14 protein-coding genes and 1 pseudogene are annotated in these 14,254 nt (G+C 57.4%); 11 read left to right on the top strand and 4 right to left on the bottom strand.

Annotation, left to right across the window (positions count from 1 at the left end):
- Nucleotides 1–12 precede the first annotated feature (12 nt).
- The 4 genes from ugpA to ugpQ are packed head-to-tail and all read left to right on the top strand — an operon-like array spanning nucleotide 13 to nucleotide 3,551.
- A complete protein-coding gene (gene ugpA, locus SPE70_RS24480) occupies nucleotides 13–900 on the top strand; it encodes a sn-glycerol-3-phosphate ABC transporter permease UgpA (protein ID WP_012967120.1) in 888 nt (295 codons plus the stop codon).
- Nucleotides 897–1,742: a sn-glycerol-3-phosphate ABC transporter permease UgpE gene (gene ugpE / locus SPE70_RS24475; RefSeq protein WP_032740290.1), complete on the top strand. Its 846-nt coding sequence runs from the start codon at nucleotides 897–899 to the stop codon at nucleotides 1,740–1,742. Before ugpA ends, ugpE begins: the two co-directional genes overlap by 4 nt.
- 1 nt (nucleotide 1,743) lies before the next feature.
- The gene (locus SPE70_RS24470) at nucleotides 1,744–2,814 is read left to right on the top strand and encodes a sn-glycerol-3-phosphate import ATP-binding protein UgpC (protein WP_023323353.1); all 1,071 of its coding nucleotides are present in this window, start codon (nucleotides 1,744–1,746) and stop codon (nucleotides 2,812–2,814) included.
- Complete coding sequence (gene ugpQ / locus SPE70_RS24465) at nucleotides 2,811–3,551, top strand: glycerophosphodiester phosphodiesterase (protein ID WP_016161912.1); 741 nt, start codon at nucleotides 2,811–2,813, stop codon at nucleotides 3,549–3,551. Before SPE70_RS24470 ends, ugpQ begins: the two co-directional genes overlap by 4 nt.
- Before the next feature lie 23 nt (nucleotides 3,552–3,574).
- Here the strand turns inward: ugpQ and SPE70_RS24460 are convergent, their stop codons facing one another.
- Nucleotides 3,575–3,895: a DUF2756 family protein gene (locus SPE70_RS24460; protein WP_032740288.1), complete on the bottom strand. Its 321-nt coding sequence runs from the start codon at nucleotides 3,893–3,895 to the stop codon at nucleotides 3,575–3,577.
- Between the two features lie 123 nt (nucleotides 3,896–4,018).
- Here SPE70_RS24460 and ggt point away from each other — a divergent pair, with 123 nt between their 5' ends.
- Nucleotides 4,019–5,764, top strand: coding sequence for a gamma-glutamyltransferase (gene ggt / locus SPE70_RS24455; RefSeq protein WP_032740286.1), 1,746 nt, complete (start codon nucleotides 4,019–4,021; stop codon nucleotides 5,762–5,764).
- A gap of 208 nt (nucleotides 5,765–5,972) precedes the next feature.
- On the opposite strand, the gene yhhY is transcribed toward ggt, so the two are convergent.
- Both yhhY and SPE70_RS24445 read right to left on the bottom strand, forming a co-directional pair.
- The gene (yhhY, locus tag SPE70_RS24450) at nucleotides 5,973–6,461 is read right to left on the bottom strand and encodes an N-acetyltransferase (protein ID WP_012967123.1); all 489 of its coding nucleotides are present in this window, start codon (nucleotides 6,459–6,461) and stop codon (nucleotides 5,973–5,975) included.
- Nucleotides 6,462–6,688: 227 nt separating this feature from the next.
- Nucleotides 6,689–7,342, bottom strand: a complete 654-nt coding sequence (locus SPE70_RS24445; protein WP_136047521.1) for a bactofilin family protein — start codon at nucleotides 7,340–7,342, stop codon at nucleotides 6,689–6,691.
- A 264-nt stretch (nucleotides 7,343–7,606) separates the two neighbouring features.
- On the opposite strand from SPE70_RS24445, the gene SPE70_RS24440 reads away from it, so the two are divergent.
- From SPE70_RS24440 to gntU, 5 genes are all read left to right on the top strand, one after another.
- Nucleotides 7,607–8,644 (top strand): oxidoreductase, encoded by a 1,038-nt coding sequence (locus SPE70_RS24440; RefSeq protein WP_032755938.1) that lies wholly within the window; start codon nucleotides 7,607–7,609, stop codon nucleotides 8,642–8,644.
- Between the two features lie 121 nt (nucleotides 8,645–8,765).
- Nucleotides 8,766–9,461, top strand: coding sequence for a pirin family protein (locus tag SPE70_RS24435; protein ID WP_002920779.1), 696 nt, complete (start codon nucleotides 8,766–8,768; stop codon nucleotides 9,459–9,461).
- 114 nt (nucleotides 9,462–9,575) lie between these two features.
- Complete coding sequence (gene gntR / locus SPE70_RS24430) at nucleotides 9,576–10,571, top strand: gluconate operon transcriptional repressor GntR (protein ID WP_002920777.1); 996 nt, start codon at nucleotides 9,576–9,578, stop codon at nucleotides 10,569–10,571.
- A 180-nt stretch (nucleotides 10,572–10,751) separates the two neighbouring features.
- Nucleotides 10,752–11,282 carry a gluconokinase gene (gene gntK, locus SPE70_RS24425; RefSeq protein WP_012540395.1) on the top strand — a complete coding sequence of 177 codons (531 nt, stop codon included), beginning with the start codon at nucleotides 10,752–10,754 and terminating at the stop codon, nucleotides 11,280–11,282.
- A complete protein-coding gene (gene gntU, locus SPE70_RS24420; RefSeq protein ID WP_064170657.1) occupies nucleotides 11,282–12,622 on the top strand; it encodes a gluconate transporter in 1,341 nt (446 codons plus the stop codon). The genes gntK and gntU overlap by 1 nt, the downstream gene beginning before the upstream one ends.
- On the opposite strand, the pseudogene SPE70_RS24415 reads toward gntU, so the two are convergent.
- A pseudogene (locus SPE70_RS24415) lies at nucleotides 12,619–12,981 on the bottom strand (hypothetical protein). The gene gntU and the pseudogene SPE70_RS24415 sit on opposite strands and share 4 nt — an antisense overlap.
- Before the next feature lie 103 nt (nucleotides 12,982–13,084).
- Here SPE70_RS24415 and asd point away from each other — a divergent pair.
- Nucleotides 13,085–14,191: an aspartate-semialdehyde dehydrogenase gene (gene asd / locus SPE70_RS24410; RefSeq protein WP_012540397.1), complete on the top strand. Its 1,107-nt coding sequence runs from the start codon at nucleotides 13,085–13,087 to the stop codon at nucleotides 14,189–14,191.
- The last annotated feature ends 63 nt before the right edge of the window (nucleotides 14,192–14,254 follow it).

Raw genomic sequence — 14,254 nt, 5'->3', positions numbered from 1 at the left:
AATAAAATCTTCATGTCATCATCCCGTCCGGTATTCCGCTCGCGCTGGCTGCCCTATGTGCTGGTCGCGCCGCAGCTGATTATCACGTTAATTTTCTTTATCTGGCCCGCGGGCGAAGCGCTGTGGTACTCGCTGCAGAGCGTCGATCCGTTTGGTCTCTCCAGCCAGTTTGTCGGTCTGGATAACTTCGTTGCGCTGTTCCACGACCCGTACTATCTGGACTCGTTCTGGACCACTATAAAATTCAGCACCCTGGTGACTGTTAGCGGCCTGCTCGTTTCGCTGTTTTTTGCCGCGCTGGTCGACTATGTGGTGCGCGGCAGCCGCTTTTATCAAACGCTGATGCTGCTGCCGTACGCCGTGGCTCCCGCCGTCGCGGCGGTGCTGTGGATCTTCCTTTTTAACCCCGGGCGCGGGCTGATCACCCATTTCCTCGGCGAGCTGGGCTACGACTGGAACCACGCGCAAAACAGCGGCCAGGCGATGTTCCTGGTGGTCTTCGCCTCGGTATGGAAGCAGATAAGCTATAACTTCCTGTTCTTCTTCGCCGCGCTGCAGTCGATCCCGCGTTCGCTGGTTGAGGCCGCCGCCATTGACGGCGCCGGGCCCATTCGTCGCTTCTTTAAGCTGGCGCTGCCATTGATTGCGCCGGTGAGCTTCTTCCTGCTGGTGGTCAACCTGGTTTACGCCTTCTTCGACACCTTCCCGGTGATCGATGCCGCCACCGCCGGCGGCCCGGTGCAGGCCACCACCACCCTAATCTACAAAATATATCGCGAAGGTTTTGCCGGACTCGATCTTTCCGCTTCCGCCGCACAGTCGGTGGTGCTGATGTTCCTCGTCATTATTCTGACGGTGGTGCAGTTCCGTTACGTTGAAAGTAAGGTGCGTTACCAATGATTGAGAACCGTCGCGGGCTGACGATTTTCAGCCACACCATGCTCATTCTGGGTATTGCCGTCATTTTATTCCCGCTGTACGTCGCCTTCGTGGCGGCGACGCTGGATAACCAATCGGTGTTTGAAACGCCGATGACCCTGATCCCCGGCGGCCATCTGCTGGAGAACATGAAGACCATCTGGGTGAACGGCGTCGGCGTCAACAGCGCGCCGTTCTGGCTGATGATGCTCAACAGTTTCATCATGGCGTTCGCCATTACGGTCGGCAAAATCGTGGTGTCGATGCTTTCGGCGTTCGCCATCGTCTGGTTCCGCTTTCCGCTGCGTAACCTGTTCTTCTGGATGATCTTTATTACCCTGATGCTGCCGGTCGAGGTGCGGATTTTCCCGACGGTGGAGGTCATCGCCAACCTCGACATGCTCGACAGCTACGCCGGGTTAACGCTGCCGTTGATGGCTTCGGCCACCGCCACCTTCCTGTTCCGCCAGTTCTTTATGACCCTGCCGGACGAACTGATTGAAGCGGCGCGTATTGATGGCGCTTCGCCGATGCGTTTTTTCCGCGACATCGTGCTGCCGCTGTCGAAAACCAATCTTGCGGCGCTGTTCGTCATCACCTTTATCTACGGCTGGAACCAATATCTGTGGCCGCTGCTGATTATTCAGGATGTGAATCTTGGCACCGCCGTCGCCGGTATCAAAGGCATGATCGCCACCGGCGAAGGTACTACCCAGTGGAATCAGGTGATGGCGGCGATGCTGCTGACCCTGATCCCGCCGGTCGTCATCGTTTTAGCCATGCAGCGCGCCTTTGTGCGTGGCCTGGTCGATAGTGAGAAATAAAATGGCTGGTTTAAAACTACAGGCAGTAAGCAAAAGCTGGGATGGCAAAACCCAGGTGATTCAACCGCTGACGCTGGACGTGGCGGACGGGGAATTTATCGTCATGGTCGGCCCGTCGGGCTGCGGGAAATCAACGCTGCTACGGATGGTTGCCGGACTGGAGCGGGTGACCAGCGGCGATATCTGGATCGATCGCAAACGGGTGACTGAGATGGAACCGAAAGATCGCGGCATCGCGATGGTGTTCCAGAACTATGCGCTTTATCCGCATATGAGCGTGGAAGAGAACATGGCGTGGGGGCTGAAGATCCGCGGCATGGGTAAGGGATTGATTGCCGAGCGGGTGCAGGAGGCGGCGCGTATTCTGGAGCTGGATGGTCTGCTCAAGCGTCGCCCGCGGGAGCTCTCCGGCGGTCAGCGCCAGCGCGTGGCGATGGGCCGCGCTATCGTGCGTGACCCGGCGGTATTCCTGTTCGACGAACCGTTGTCAAATCTCGACGCCAAGCTGCGCGTGCAGATGCGTCTGGAACTGCAGCAGCTGCATCGCCGCCTGAAAACGACTTCGCTGTACGTCACCCACGATCAGGTCGAAGCGATGACCCTGGCCCAGCGGGTGATGGTGATGAATAAAGGCGTTGCCGAGCAGATCGGCACCCCGGTGGAAGTGTATGAGAAGCCCGCCAGCCGCTTTGTGGCAAGCTTTATCGGCAGCCCGGCCATGAACCTGCTGGAAGGGCGCATCAGCGATGACGGCGGTCGCTTCGAGCTGGCCGGTGGCATGGCGTTGCCGATGAATCACGAGCATCGGCGCTACGCCGGGCGTAAAATGACGCTCGGTATCCGCCCGGAGCACTTTATTTTAAGCTCGCAGGCGCAAGGCGGCATTCCGCTGCTGATGGATACCCTGGAAATTTTAGGTGCCGATAACCTCGCCCACGGGCGCTGGGGCGAGCAGAAGCTGGTGGTCAGACTGCCGCATCAGCAGCGCCCGGCGGGCGGCAGCACGCTATGGCTGCATCTGCCTTTGGAACATCTGCACCTCTTTGATGGTGAAACAGGACAACGCGCATGAGTAACTGGCCTTATCCCCACATCGTCGCCCATCGCGGCGGCGGTAAACTGGCGCCGGAGAACACCCTGGCGGCTATCGACGTTGGCGCCCGCTACGGGCACACGATGATTGAATTTGACGCCAAGCTGTCGAAGGACGGGCAGATCTTTCTGCTGCATGACGATAATCTCGAACGCACCAGCAACGGCTGGGGCGTGGCGGGCGAGCTGGCGTGGGACGATCTGCTGAAGGTCGATGCCGGCAGCTGGTTCAGCCGTGAATTTAAGGGCGAGCCGCTGCCGTTGCTCTCTCAGGTGGCGGAGCGCTGCCGCCGTCACGGTATGATGGCGAATATCGAAATTAAGCCGACCACCGGGCTGGGGCCGCAGACCGGCAACGTGGTGGCCCTGGCTGCGCGCGATCTGTGGCAAGGCATGGCCGCGCCGCTGCTCTCCTCTTTTGAAATCGATGCTCTGGAGGCGGCGCAGGAAGCCGCGCCCGAGCTGCCGCGCGGGCTGCTGCTGGATGAGTGGCGCGATGACTGGCGCGAATTGACCACCCGGCTGGGCTGCGTGTCGATTCACCTCAATCACAAGCTGTTGGATGCGGCGCGGGTGGCGAGCCTGAAACAGGCCGGCCTGCATATTCTGGTGTACACGGTCAATAAACCCCAGCGCGCCGCCGAGCTGCTGCGCTGGGGTGTAGATTGCATCTGCACCGATGCCATTGACGTCATCGGGCCGAATTTCCACCCTTAAGACGGATTTGCGGCGGCTGACCTTTACGGGTTGGTCTGCCGCAGCATTCCACCGTTGTTGTTCGGTAGCACCTGCTGCGGCGGATTGAGATTGCCGCCCTGGGTCGCGCGCTGCTGATTCGTCTGCAACTGGTTTTGCAAATGCTGCTGCTGCGAGCGGGTCTGATTGTTCAGATCCTGCTTCAGCATGCTCTGCTGCTGCTGTTGCTGCACCTTCATCTCATTTTGCATGCGCTGCTGGCTGGGCACCACGTAACCCGGCTGGTTAGGGTTGTTATTAATATTGATCGGCTGGGCTAATACGCCAAGCGGCATCAGCGCCGCCAGAAACAGAATCGCTTTCATGGTTTTCTCCTCCCGTGCGTGGGATCACTTAAGTGTACCTCGAATCCGCCATAACAATGATTTTTTAGGAGTTATCAACCAGGCTTAAGCGGGGAATGAAACCTACCTTTCAGGAGTAAGACAATGATAAAAACAACAATATGGCGCCAGGTGGTCATCGCTGCGTTGCTGGCGGGCGGTAGTTTCACCGTCGCCGCCAATCCGCCACCGCCGCCGCCGGTCTCTTATGGCGTAGAGGAAGATGTGTTCCACCCGGTACGCGCCCGGCAGGGGATGGTGGCGTCGGTGGACGCGCTGGCGACCCGCGTCGGCGTGGATATTCTGCGCCAGGGCGGCAACGCTGTCGATGCGGCGGTGGCGGTTGGCTACGCGCTGGCGGTCACGCATCCGCAGGCCGGGAATATCGGCGGCGGCGGTTTTATGATGCTGCGGACTAAAGACGGCAAGACCACGGCGATCGATTTCCGCGAAATGGCGCCGGAACAGGCCACCCGCGACATGTTCCTTGACGACCAGGGCAACCCGGACAGTAAAAAATCACTGACTTCGCATCTGGCCTCCGGCACGCCAGGCAGCGTCGCCGGTTTCTCTCTCGCCCTGGAAAAATACGGCACCATGCCGCTGAACAAAGTGATCCGCCCGGCGATTAAGCTGGCAGAAGAGGGCTTTATCGTTAACGATGCGCTGGCGGACGATCTGAAGACCTATGGCAGCGAAGTGATCCCGCAGCATGAAAACAGTAAAGCGATCTTCTGGAAGAACGGCGAGCCGCTGAAAAAGGGCGACCGGCTGGTGCAAAAGAATCTCGGTAAGAGCCTGGAGCTGATTGCCGAGCACGGCCCGGAGGCTTTCTATAAAGGGGCCATCGCCGACCAGATCGCTGACGAGATGAAAAAGCACGGCGGGCTAATCACCAAAGCCGATCTTGCCAGCTATAAGGCCGTGGAGCGTACGCCGGTTAGCGGCGAATATCGCGGGTATGAGGTTTATTCCATGCCGCCGCCGTCTTCCGGCGGGATCCACATCGTGCAGATCCTCAATATCCTCGAAAACTTCGATATGCAGAAATATGGCTTTGGCAGCGCCGATGCTATGCAGGTGATGGCGGAGGCGGAGAAACACGCCTATGCCGACCGCTCTGAATATCTCGGCGATCCTGACTTCGTCAAAGTGCCGTGGCAGGCGCTGACCAGCAAAGCCTATGCCAAAGAAATTGCCGCCGAGATCGACGTCAACAAGGCGAAGCCTTCCAGTCAGATCCGCCCGGGCAAGCTGGCGCCGTATGAAAGCAACCAGACCACCCACTTCTCGGTGGTCGATAAAGAGGGTAATGCGGTGGCGGTGACCTATACGCTGAATACCACCTTCGGTACCGGCATTGTGGCCGGCGATTCCGGTATTTTACTCAATAACCAGATGGATGATTTCTCGGCGAAGCCCGGCGTGCCTAACGTCTATGGTCTGGTGGGCGGCGACGCCAATGCGGTGGAGCCGAAAAAACGCCCGCTGTCGTCGATGTCGCCGACCATTGTGGTGAAAGACGGCAAAACCTGGCTGGTGACCGGCAGCCCGGGCGGCAGTCGGATCATCACCACCGTACTGCAGATGGTGGTCAATACCATCGATTTCGGGATGAACGTCGCGGAAGCCACCAATGCGCCGCGTTTCCACCATCAATGGCTGCCGGATGAGCTGCGGGTGGAGAAAGGCTTTAGCCCGGATACCCTGAAGCTGCTCGAGGCGAAGGGGCAGAAAGTGGCGCTGAAAGAGGCGATGGGCAGTACCCAGAGCATCATGGTAGGGCCGGACGGCATGCTGTATGGCGCCTCCGATCCGCGTTCGCCGGATGATTTAACGGCGGGGTATTGATGTGTTGCCCGGTGGCGCTGCGCTTACCGGGCCTACAACTGTGCGAACGTAGATACTGTTATCGGTTTGCAACTTTTTTGGTCCGGGAAAAATATGTGCTTTGTGTTAATTCAGAGCACATTGCGCTCCCGATATTTCTTCTGCGTTATGACTCTCATGGCGCAGGGAGCGCACAGAGGGCGGCCAGTCGCCGCCACCCGGCAACACGCTACTTCATTCTGGCCATATAATACGCATCCACATACTCACCGTTGCGCAGCGCGTAACGCCTGCCGGTGCCTTCGATCTCAAAGCCGTACTTCTTATACACCGCAATCGCCGGAGCATTATCGGCGAACACCGTCAGCTCAATACGTTCGACCCGCAGCCAGTTGTCGCACATATCAATCATGGTACGCATCAGCGCGCTGGCGACGCCGCGGTTGTGCCAGCGCGAATCCACGCTGACACCAAAATCGGCGACGTGGCTACGGCGAGGACGTTGGACGACGGCAATGCTTAAATGGCCGACGACTTGCTCATCGATACAGGCCACCAGCTGCTTCACGCCGGGCGTATCGGCTAGCCGCTCCCGCCACATATGTTCGGATGGATGAGGGACCTGTAGCGTGTTGTGATACACCTCCGGCTGGGCGTGAATTTGACGAATCGCGTCAATATCTTTCGGTTCAGCATGGCGTATCACGATGTCACTCATTCCTTGTTCCTCATTCAGGTGAAAAGTCCCTTTAAACATCACTGACTACGGCGTTCGAGTCAACACGCATTATTTGCAAAAAAAAGTAGACAAGTGCGAATGAGAATGATTATTATTGTCCTGCATTCAGGGAGACCCTTGCGGAAAGCCTGAAAGCACGACATTGCTCACATTGCTTCCAGTATTACTTTAGCCAGCCGGGTGCTGGCTTTTTTTTTGCCGCTATTTCAGGCGCTCTGCGGCCTGGCGGGCTCCGCGTCGGCTTTGGATGGCGTGTCTGCTACCAGACCGAGAATATGACTTTTGTTCTCCGCTGCGGCCAGCATTTCAGCGCGACCGCTAAAAACCCCGCCTTTCTTGATCGCCAGCGCGCGATAGGCGAGGGTACCATCCAGATGGCCGTGCTCCTCGATGGTGATGCTATCGCCATGACACTGGCCCTGCACCTTGCCGTCAATAATCAGCTCCCGGCAGTTGATGTTGCCCTCCACCTGGCCTTCACGCATTACCTTAATCAGATGCTCTTTGGCCTCAATGTTGCCGGTCAACTGGCCGTGAATATAGACATGGCCGCTGGCGACGACATTGCCGACGAAATGTACCCCGCTGGCGATGATCGTGGTCTCGTGTTTTTTGCTGGCGACCGCTTCGGGTTCTGGGTTTATTGCCGGAAGTGTGGCTGCTTCTGACGCTTGAGGTTCCGTTTTATTTTTCTTAATAAACATCGCGTTAATCTTGTTCCGTTGGCTATGGAGGAGGAAAGCGACAAGCGCGCAGGCGGCCGCCAGGCGCGCCAGCGCGATGGCATCGACAGACCAGGCGATCAGTCCAAGAAGCCAGAAAAAAAGGGTGCCGTTTATGGCGAAATACTGTTTGTCCATTAGCAGCGGCTGGCTACTCCGTTAGTCATCAGCAACGTCCTGGTTTGCCCTCCACTTATCCGTAGTTTCGCCGTTAGGATCAAGTTTTTTAGCTGGAAAATGGCGAATTAATCACTGGTTAATCAATTAGTTATTAATATTTTCGTATAAGTGATGCTTGAACTATTTTGCTGGCGAATCTTCCAGGAAAGCGGACAGAGAGGATGAAGTGATGGCCCGGCTTGCGCTATGGTTGAAGGTAGCTCATCAACTAAGGACAGCGTTATGACTCTGCACTGCGCATTTATTGGCTTCGGCAAAAGTACCACCCGCTACCATCTTCCTTACGTTTTGCACCGCAAAGACCGTTGGCATGTGGCGCATATCTACCGCCGCCGGGCGAAGCCCGAGGAGCAGGCGCCGCAGTATTCCCATATCCATTTCACCAGCGATCTTGATGACGTGTTAAACGACCCACAGGTCAATCTGGTGGTGGTCTGCACCCACGCCGACAGCCATTTCGAATATGCGAAAAAGGCGCTGGAGGCGGGGAAAAACGTGCTGGTGGAAAAGCCGTTCACCCCGACGCTTGAGGAAGCAAAAACCCTGTTTGCCCTGGCAAACAGCAAAGGTCTCACGGTGACGCCCTACCAGAATCGTCGCTTCGACTCCTGCTTCCTGACCACCAAAAAGGTGATTGAGAGCGGGAAACTCGGCGAACTGGTGGAGATCGAAAGCCATTTCGATAACTACCGCCCGGTGGCGGAGACCAACCCCGGCGGCCCGCAAAACGGCGAGTTCTATGGTCTCGGCGTGCATACCCTGGATCAGATCATTTCGCTGTTCGGCCGTCCGGACCATGTCTCTTACGATCTGCGCTCGCTGCGCAATAAAGCCAACCCGGATGACACCTTTGAGGCCCAACTGTTCTACGGCGATCTGAAGGCCATCGTCAAAACCAGCCACCTGGTGCAGATCGACTACCCGAAATTCATCGTTCACGGCCATAAAGGTTCGTTTGTGAAATACGGCATTGACCAGCAGGAGACCAGCCTGAAGGCCAATATCATGCCGGGCGAGCCGGGTTTTGGCGCGGACGACAGCGTCGGCGAGCTGGTGTACGTCAACGAGGCGGGGGAGACGGTGCGTGAAGCGGTGCCGCTGGAGACCGGCGACTACGGTCGGGTGTACGACGCGCTGTATGAAACTCTCGTCAACGGCCAGCCGAATTACGTCAAGGAATCTGACGTTCTCACCAATATGGAGATCCTGGAGCGCGGCTTTGAACAGCCTTCTCCGGCCACCATCACCTTGGCAAAATAAGCAAAACGGGCTCCTCGACGCTTGTTCATATTTTTTGAACAGAGGAGTCAATTTTCACCCTCTATGATCGACGGCGAAATGGGTCCACACTGACTCCATCGAAAACATACGGGGGTGCAACATGATCTACTTACGCAAAGCGAACGAACGTGGCCACGCTAACCATGGTTGGCTGGATTCCTGGCATACTTTCTCTTTCGCCAACTATTATGACCCGAATTTTATGGGCTTCTCTGCCCTGCGGGTGATTAACGACGACGTCATCGACGCTGGTCAGGGCTTCGGTACCCATCCACACAAAGACATGGAAATCCTGACTTATGTGCTGGAAGGGGCGGTGGAGCACCAGGACAGTATGGGCAACAAAGAGCAGGTGCCGGCAGGCGAGTTCCAGATCATGAGTGCGGGTACCGGGGTGCGCCACTCTGAGTACAACCCGAGCAAAACCGATCGTCTGCGTCTGTATCAGATCTGGATTATTCCGGAAGAAACCGGCATTACCCCGCGCTACGAGCAGCGCCGCTTCGACGCCGCCCAGGGCAAACAGCTGGTGTTGTCGCCAGATGCGCGAGATGGCTCGCTGAAGGTGTACCAGGATATGGAACTCTATCGCTGGGCGCTGCTGAAAGATGAGCAGTCGGTTCACCAGATTGCCGCGGAACGCCGCGTGTGGATCCAGGTGGTCAAAGGCGAAGTGACCATCAACGGTACCAAAGCCACCACCAGCGACGGTTTGGCCATCTGGGACGAGCAGGCTATTTCGGTTCATGCCGACAGCGATAGCGAGATCCTGCTGTTCGATCTGCCGCCGGTTTGATAGTTATCTGAGCCAGGTTAAATAAATTGCGCAACCTTCTCCAACATCGGCGAAGGTTGCGCTTTGTCCGTGATAAACTGAGAAAATGTTTCCCCGTTGATCACAGTCAGGACGATGAAAAAGAAAAGACCCGTACTTCAGGATGTAGCCGATCTTGTCGGCGTGACCAAAATGACGGTCAGTCGCTATTTACGCAACCCGGAGCAGGTCTCCGAAGCGCTGCGTGGCAAGATTGCCGTTGCCCTCGATGAACTGGGTTATATTCCCAATCGCGCCCCTGACATTCTCTCCAACGCGACCAGCCGCGCCATCGGCGTGCTGCTACCGTCGTTAACTAACCAGGTCTTCTCGGAAGTGCTGCGCGGTATCGAAAGCGTCACCGACGCCTTCGGCTATCAAACCATGCTGGCGCACTACGGCTATAAGCCGGAAATGGAAGAGAAACGCCTCGAATCGATGCTCTCCTGGAACATTGACGGCCTGATCCTCACCGAACGCACTCATACGCCTCGCACCCTGAAGATGATTGAAGTCGCCGGCATTCCGGTGGTGGAGCTGATGGACAGCCGGTCGCCGTGCCTCGATATCGCTGTCGGGTTTGATAACTTTGAAGCCGCCCGGCAGATGACCGCAGCGATTATCGCCCGCGGCCACCGCCACGTCGCCTATCTGGGGGCGCGTCTCGATGAACGAACTATCATCAAACAGAAGGGGTACGAGCAGGCGATGCTCGACGCCGGGATGACGCCCTATAGCGTGATGGTGGAGCAGTCTTCGTCCTACTCGTCGGGTATTGAGCTGATGCGTCAGGCGCGTCGCGAATATCCGCAGCTTGACGGTATCTTCTGTACCAACGATGACCTTGCGGTCGGCGCGGCGTTTGAATGCCAGCGCCTGGGGCTGAAGATCCCCGATGATATGGCGATCGCCGGGTTCCACGGCCATGATATCGGCCAGGTGATGGAGCCGCGGCTGGCCAGCGTCCTGACCCCGCGCGAGCGGATGGGACGCATCGGCGCCGAACGGCTGCTGGCGCGCATTCGTGGTGAAGCGATTACCCCTAAGATGTTAGATTTAGGTTTCACATTGTCACCGGGCGGATCAATTTAAACTGACAAGTTTGAAGTAGATCACACATATTCACATCTGGCACGAATGGATATTGCTTCTCCACAGGTCCGGCATGACAATGTTACCGATAACAGTTACCCGTAACAATTAACCGATACGCCGCCTTCGCGCTGGATGAGTCAGCCATGGCGCGGCGTACCTGTCCGGTGGGAGGATGCTTTGAGCACGACTAATCATGATCACCACGTCTATGTTCTGATGGGCGTTTCCGGCAGCGGGAAATCCGCTGTCGCCAGCGAAGTGGCGCATCAACTGCATGCTGCGTTTCTCGACGGCGACTTTCTGCATCCGCGCAGCAACATCACCAAGATGGCCTCCGGTGAGCCGCTGAACGATGATGACCGCACGCCGTGGCTGCAGGCGCTGAATGACGCCGCGTTTGCTATGCAGCGTACCAACAAGGTGTCGCTGATCGTCTGCTCGGCGCTGAAGAAGAGCTACCGCGACATTCTGCGTAAGGGCAACCCGAACCTCTCCTTCATCTATCTGAAAGGCGATTTCGACGTGATCGAAAACCGTCTGAAGGCACGCAAAGGACACTTCTTCAAAACCCAAATGTTGGTGACGCAGTTTGAAACGCTGCAGGAACCAGGCGCCGACGAGAGCGATGTGCTTATCGTCGATATCGACCAGCCGCTGGAAGGCGTGGTGGCCAGCACCATCGAGGTGATCAACAAAGGCAGTCACTAGTGAGTACTTTAACGCTTGTTTTAACAGCAGTCGGCTCGGTATTGCTGCTGCTGTTTTTAGTCATGAAAGCGCGGATGCACGCCTTCGTGGCTTTGATGGTGGTTTCTATTGGTGCAGGTCTTTTCTCCGGCATGCCGCTGGATAAAATCGCGGCGACGATGGAGAAAGGGATGGGCGGTACGCTGGGCTTCCTGGCGATCGTCGTCGCGCTCGGCGCGATGTTCGGTAAGATCCTGCATGAAACGGGGGCGGTCGATCAGATTGCCGTCAAGATGCTCAAATCCTTCGGCCACAACCGCGCGCACTATGCGATTGGTCTTGCCGGTCTTATCTGCGCGCTGCCGCTGTTCTTCGAAGTGGCCATTGTCCTGCTGATCAGCGTCGCTTTCTCGATGGCGCGCCATACCGGCACTAACCTCGTGAAGCTGGTGATCCCGCTGTTTGCCGGGGTGGCCGCCGCCGCCGCGTTCCTGCTTCCCGGGCCGGCGCCGATGCTGCTGGCGTCGCAAATGCACGCCGACTTTGGCTGGATGATCCTGATTGGCCTGTGCGCCGCGATCCCGGGGATGATTATCGCCGGTCCGTTGTGGGGTAACTTCATTAGCCGCTACGTTGAGCTGCATATTCCTGACGATATCAGCGAACCGCATCTCGGCGAAGGAAAAATGCCCTCCTTCGGCTTTAGCCTGTCGCTGATCCTGCTGCCGCTGGTGCTGGTGGGTCTAAAAACCATCGCCGCGCGCTTTGTGCCGGTGGGTTCCACTGCCTACGAATGGTTCGAGTTTATCGGCCATCCGTTCACCGCGATCCTGGTTGCCTGCCTGGTCGCGATCTACGGCCTGGCGATGCGCCTGGGGATGGCGAAAGACCGCGTGATGGAGATCTGTGGCCACGCGCTGCAGCCGGCGGGGATTATCCTGCTGGTGATCGGCGCCGGCGGCGTCTTCAAGCAGGTGCTGGTTGACTCCGGCGTCGGCCCGGCGCTCGGCGAAGCGCTGACAGGCCTGGGTCTGCCGATTGCGATTACCTGCTTCGTGTTGGCGGCTGCCGTCCGTATCATTCAGGGGTCCGCGACCGTTGCTTGTCTGACGGCGGTTGGCCTGGTGATGCCGGTGATTGAGCAGCTGAACTACAGCGGCGCGCAGATGGCAGCGTTGTCTATCTGTATCGCCGGCGGCTCGATTGTGGTGAGCCACGTGAACGATGCCGGCTTCTGGCTGTTCGGTAAATTTACCGGTGCGACGGAAGCCCAGACGCTGAAAACCTGGACCATGATGGAAACCATCCTGGGTACCACCGGGGCGATTGTCGGTATGATCGCTTTCCAGCTGCTGAGCTAAGCCCGCTCACCTCCCGCTCGCGGGGTATAAAAAGCCAGGGTAACGCTGCTTACCCTGGCTTCTTTGTAATAAGCCGCCCTTTTTCCCCCTTTTCCTTGCCTGCTATTCGCCCTTATTAGCGCTACGACGATACTCGTATCCCTCGTCAGCCCTTGCTGTGCCTGGGTTTGATGCGTTTATTTGGCAAGCGGTAAATCACCTGATTTCGCGCTCAATCCATAATCAGGATCAATAAAATAGCAACGGAAAATATTCCATTGCGCAGGGGATTTCCCCGATAATCGTTGCGTTTTTGACGACGACCAGCGACGGTGGACAATGTGCAGGATAAGTTGCTTTTCTGATTGTTCAGCAATCATTGATTAATTTCACTTGCGACTTTAGCTGCATTTTGTAAGGTGAGGGATAATCCAGTTGGAAACTGGCCAGGCACAAACAGCACACACCTCGCAGGAATACGTTATGAAAAATGTTGGTTTTATCGGCTGGCGCGGAATGGTCGGCTCTGTTCTCATGCAACGCATGGTTGAAGAGCGCGATTTCGACGCCATTCGCCCGGTGTTCTTCTCTACCTCCCAGCTGGGACAGCCAGCGCCGTCATTCGGCGGTAGCACCGGTGGCACGCTTCAGGATGCGTTCGATCTGGACGCGCTGAAGGCACTGGACATTATTGTCACGTGCCAGGGCGGCGATTACACCAACGAGATTTACCCGAAGCTGCGCGAAAGCGGCTGGCAGGGTTACTGGATTGACGCCGCCTCTTCGCTGCGCATGAAGGATGATGCGATCATTATCCTCGACCCGGTTAACCAGGACGTGATCACCGCCGGCCTGAATAATGGCGTCAAAACCTTTGTCGGCGGCAACTGTACCGTTAGCCTGATGCTGATGTCCCTCGGCGGCCTGTTTGCCCAGGATCTGGTGGAGTGGGTCAGCGTGGCAACGTACCAGGCGGCTTCCGGCGGCGGCGCGCGTCATATGCGCGAGCTGCTGAGCCAGATGGGTCAGCTGCACAACCATGTTGCGGCAGAGCTGGCGAATCCGGCTTCCGCCATTCTGGATATCGAGCGCAAAGTGACGTCGCTGACCCGCAGCGGCGAGCTGCCGGTAGATAACTTCGGCGTACCGCTGGCGGGCAGCCTGATCCCGTGGATCGACAAACAGCTGGATAACGGCCAGAGCCGCGAAGAGTGGAAAGGCCAGGCGGAGACCAACAAGATCCTCGCCACCTCGTCCGTTATCCCGGTAGACGGCCTGTGCGTCCGCGTTGGCGCGCTGCGCTGCCACAGCCAGGCGTTCACCATCAAGCTGAAGAAAGATGTGTCTATCCCGACCGTTGAGGAGCTGCTGGCCGCGCACAACCCGTGGGCCAAAGTGGTACCGAACGATCGTGAGATTACCATGCGCGAGCTGACCCCAGCCGCGGTGACGGGCACCCTGACCACCCCGGTAGGGCGCCTGCGTAAACTGAATATGGGGCCGGAGTATCTGTCGGCCTTTACCGTTGGCGACCAGCTGTTGTGGGGCGCTGCGGAGCCGCTGCGCCGGATGCTTCGCCAGCTGGCGTAAGCGCAGGATGAACATAAAGGGGGTCTTCAAGCCCCCTTTTTTTTTTGCGTAATACAAGGAGTA

This window comes from Klebsiella sp. ZJOU C1 (assembly GCF_035620215.1).
In the GTDB taxonomy this organism is placed as follows: Bacteria; Pseudomonadota; Gammaproteobacteria; order Enterobacterales; family Enterobacteriaceae; genus Klebsiella; species Klebsiella variicola.
This window is presented reverse-complemented; position numbering and strand designations above follow the sequence as displayed.

Bases quoted from the DNA above. Each gene is read 5' to 3' on its own strand.
- ugpE (WP_032740290.1), top strand. From the start codon at position 897: ATGATTGAGAACCGTCGCGGGCTGACGATTTTCAGCCACACCATGCTC.
- ggt (WP_032740286.1), top strand. From the start codon at position 4,019: ATGATAAAAACAACAATATGGCGCCAGGTGGTCATCGCTGCGTTGCTG.
- gntR (WP_002920777.1), top strand. From the start codon at position 9,576: ATGAAAAAGAAAAGACCCGTACTTCAGGATGTAGCCGATCTTGTCGGC.
- yhhY (WP_012967123.1), bottom strand. From the start codon at position 6,461: ATGAGTGACATCGTGATACGCCATGCTGAACCGAAAGATATTGACGCG.
- SPE70_RS24460 (WP_032740288.1), bottom strand. From the start codon at position 3,895: ATGAAAGCGATTCTGTTTCTGGCGGCGCTGATGCCGCTTGGCGTATTA.
- SPE70_RS24445 (WP_136047521.1), bottom strand. From the start codon at position 7,342: ATGGACAAACAGTATTTCGCCATAAACGGCACCCTTTTTTTCTGGCTT.
- SPE70_RS24470 (WP_023323353.1), top strand. From the start codon at position 1,744: ATGGCTGGTTTAAAACTACAGGCAGTAAGCAAAAGCTGGGATGGCAAA.
- ugpQ (WP_016161912.1), top strand. From the start codon at position 2,811: ATGAGTAACTGGCCTTATCCCCACATCGTCGCCCATCGCGGCGGCGGT.
- ugpA (WP_012967120.1), top strand. From the start codon at position 13: ATGTCATCATCCCGTCCGGTATTCCGCTCGCGCTGGCTGCCCTATGTG.
- SPE70_RS24435 (WP_002920779.1), top strand. From the start codon at position 8,766: ATGATCTACTTACGCAAAGCGAACGAACGTGGCCACGCTAACCATGGT.
- asd (WP_012540397.1), top strand. From the start codon at position 13,085: ATGAAAAATGTTGGTTTTATCGGCTGGCGCGGAATGGTCGGCTCTGTT.
- SPE70_RS24440 (WP_032755938.1), top strand. From the start codon at position 7,607: ATGACTCTGCACTGCGCATTTATTGGCTTCGGCAAAAGTACCACCCGC.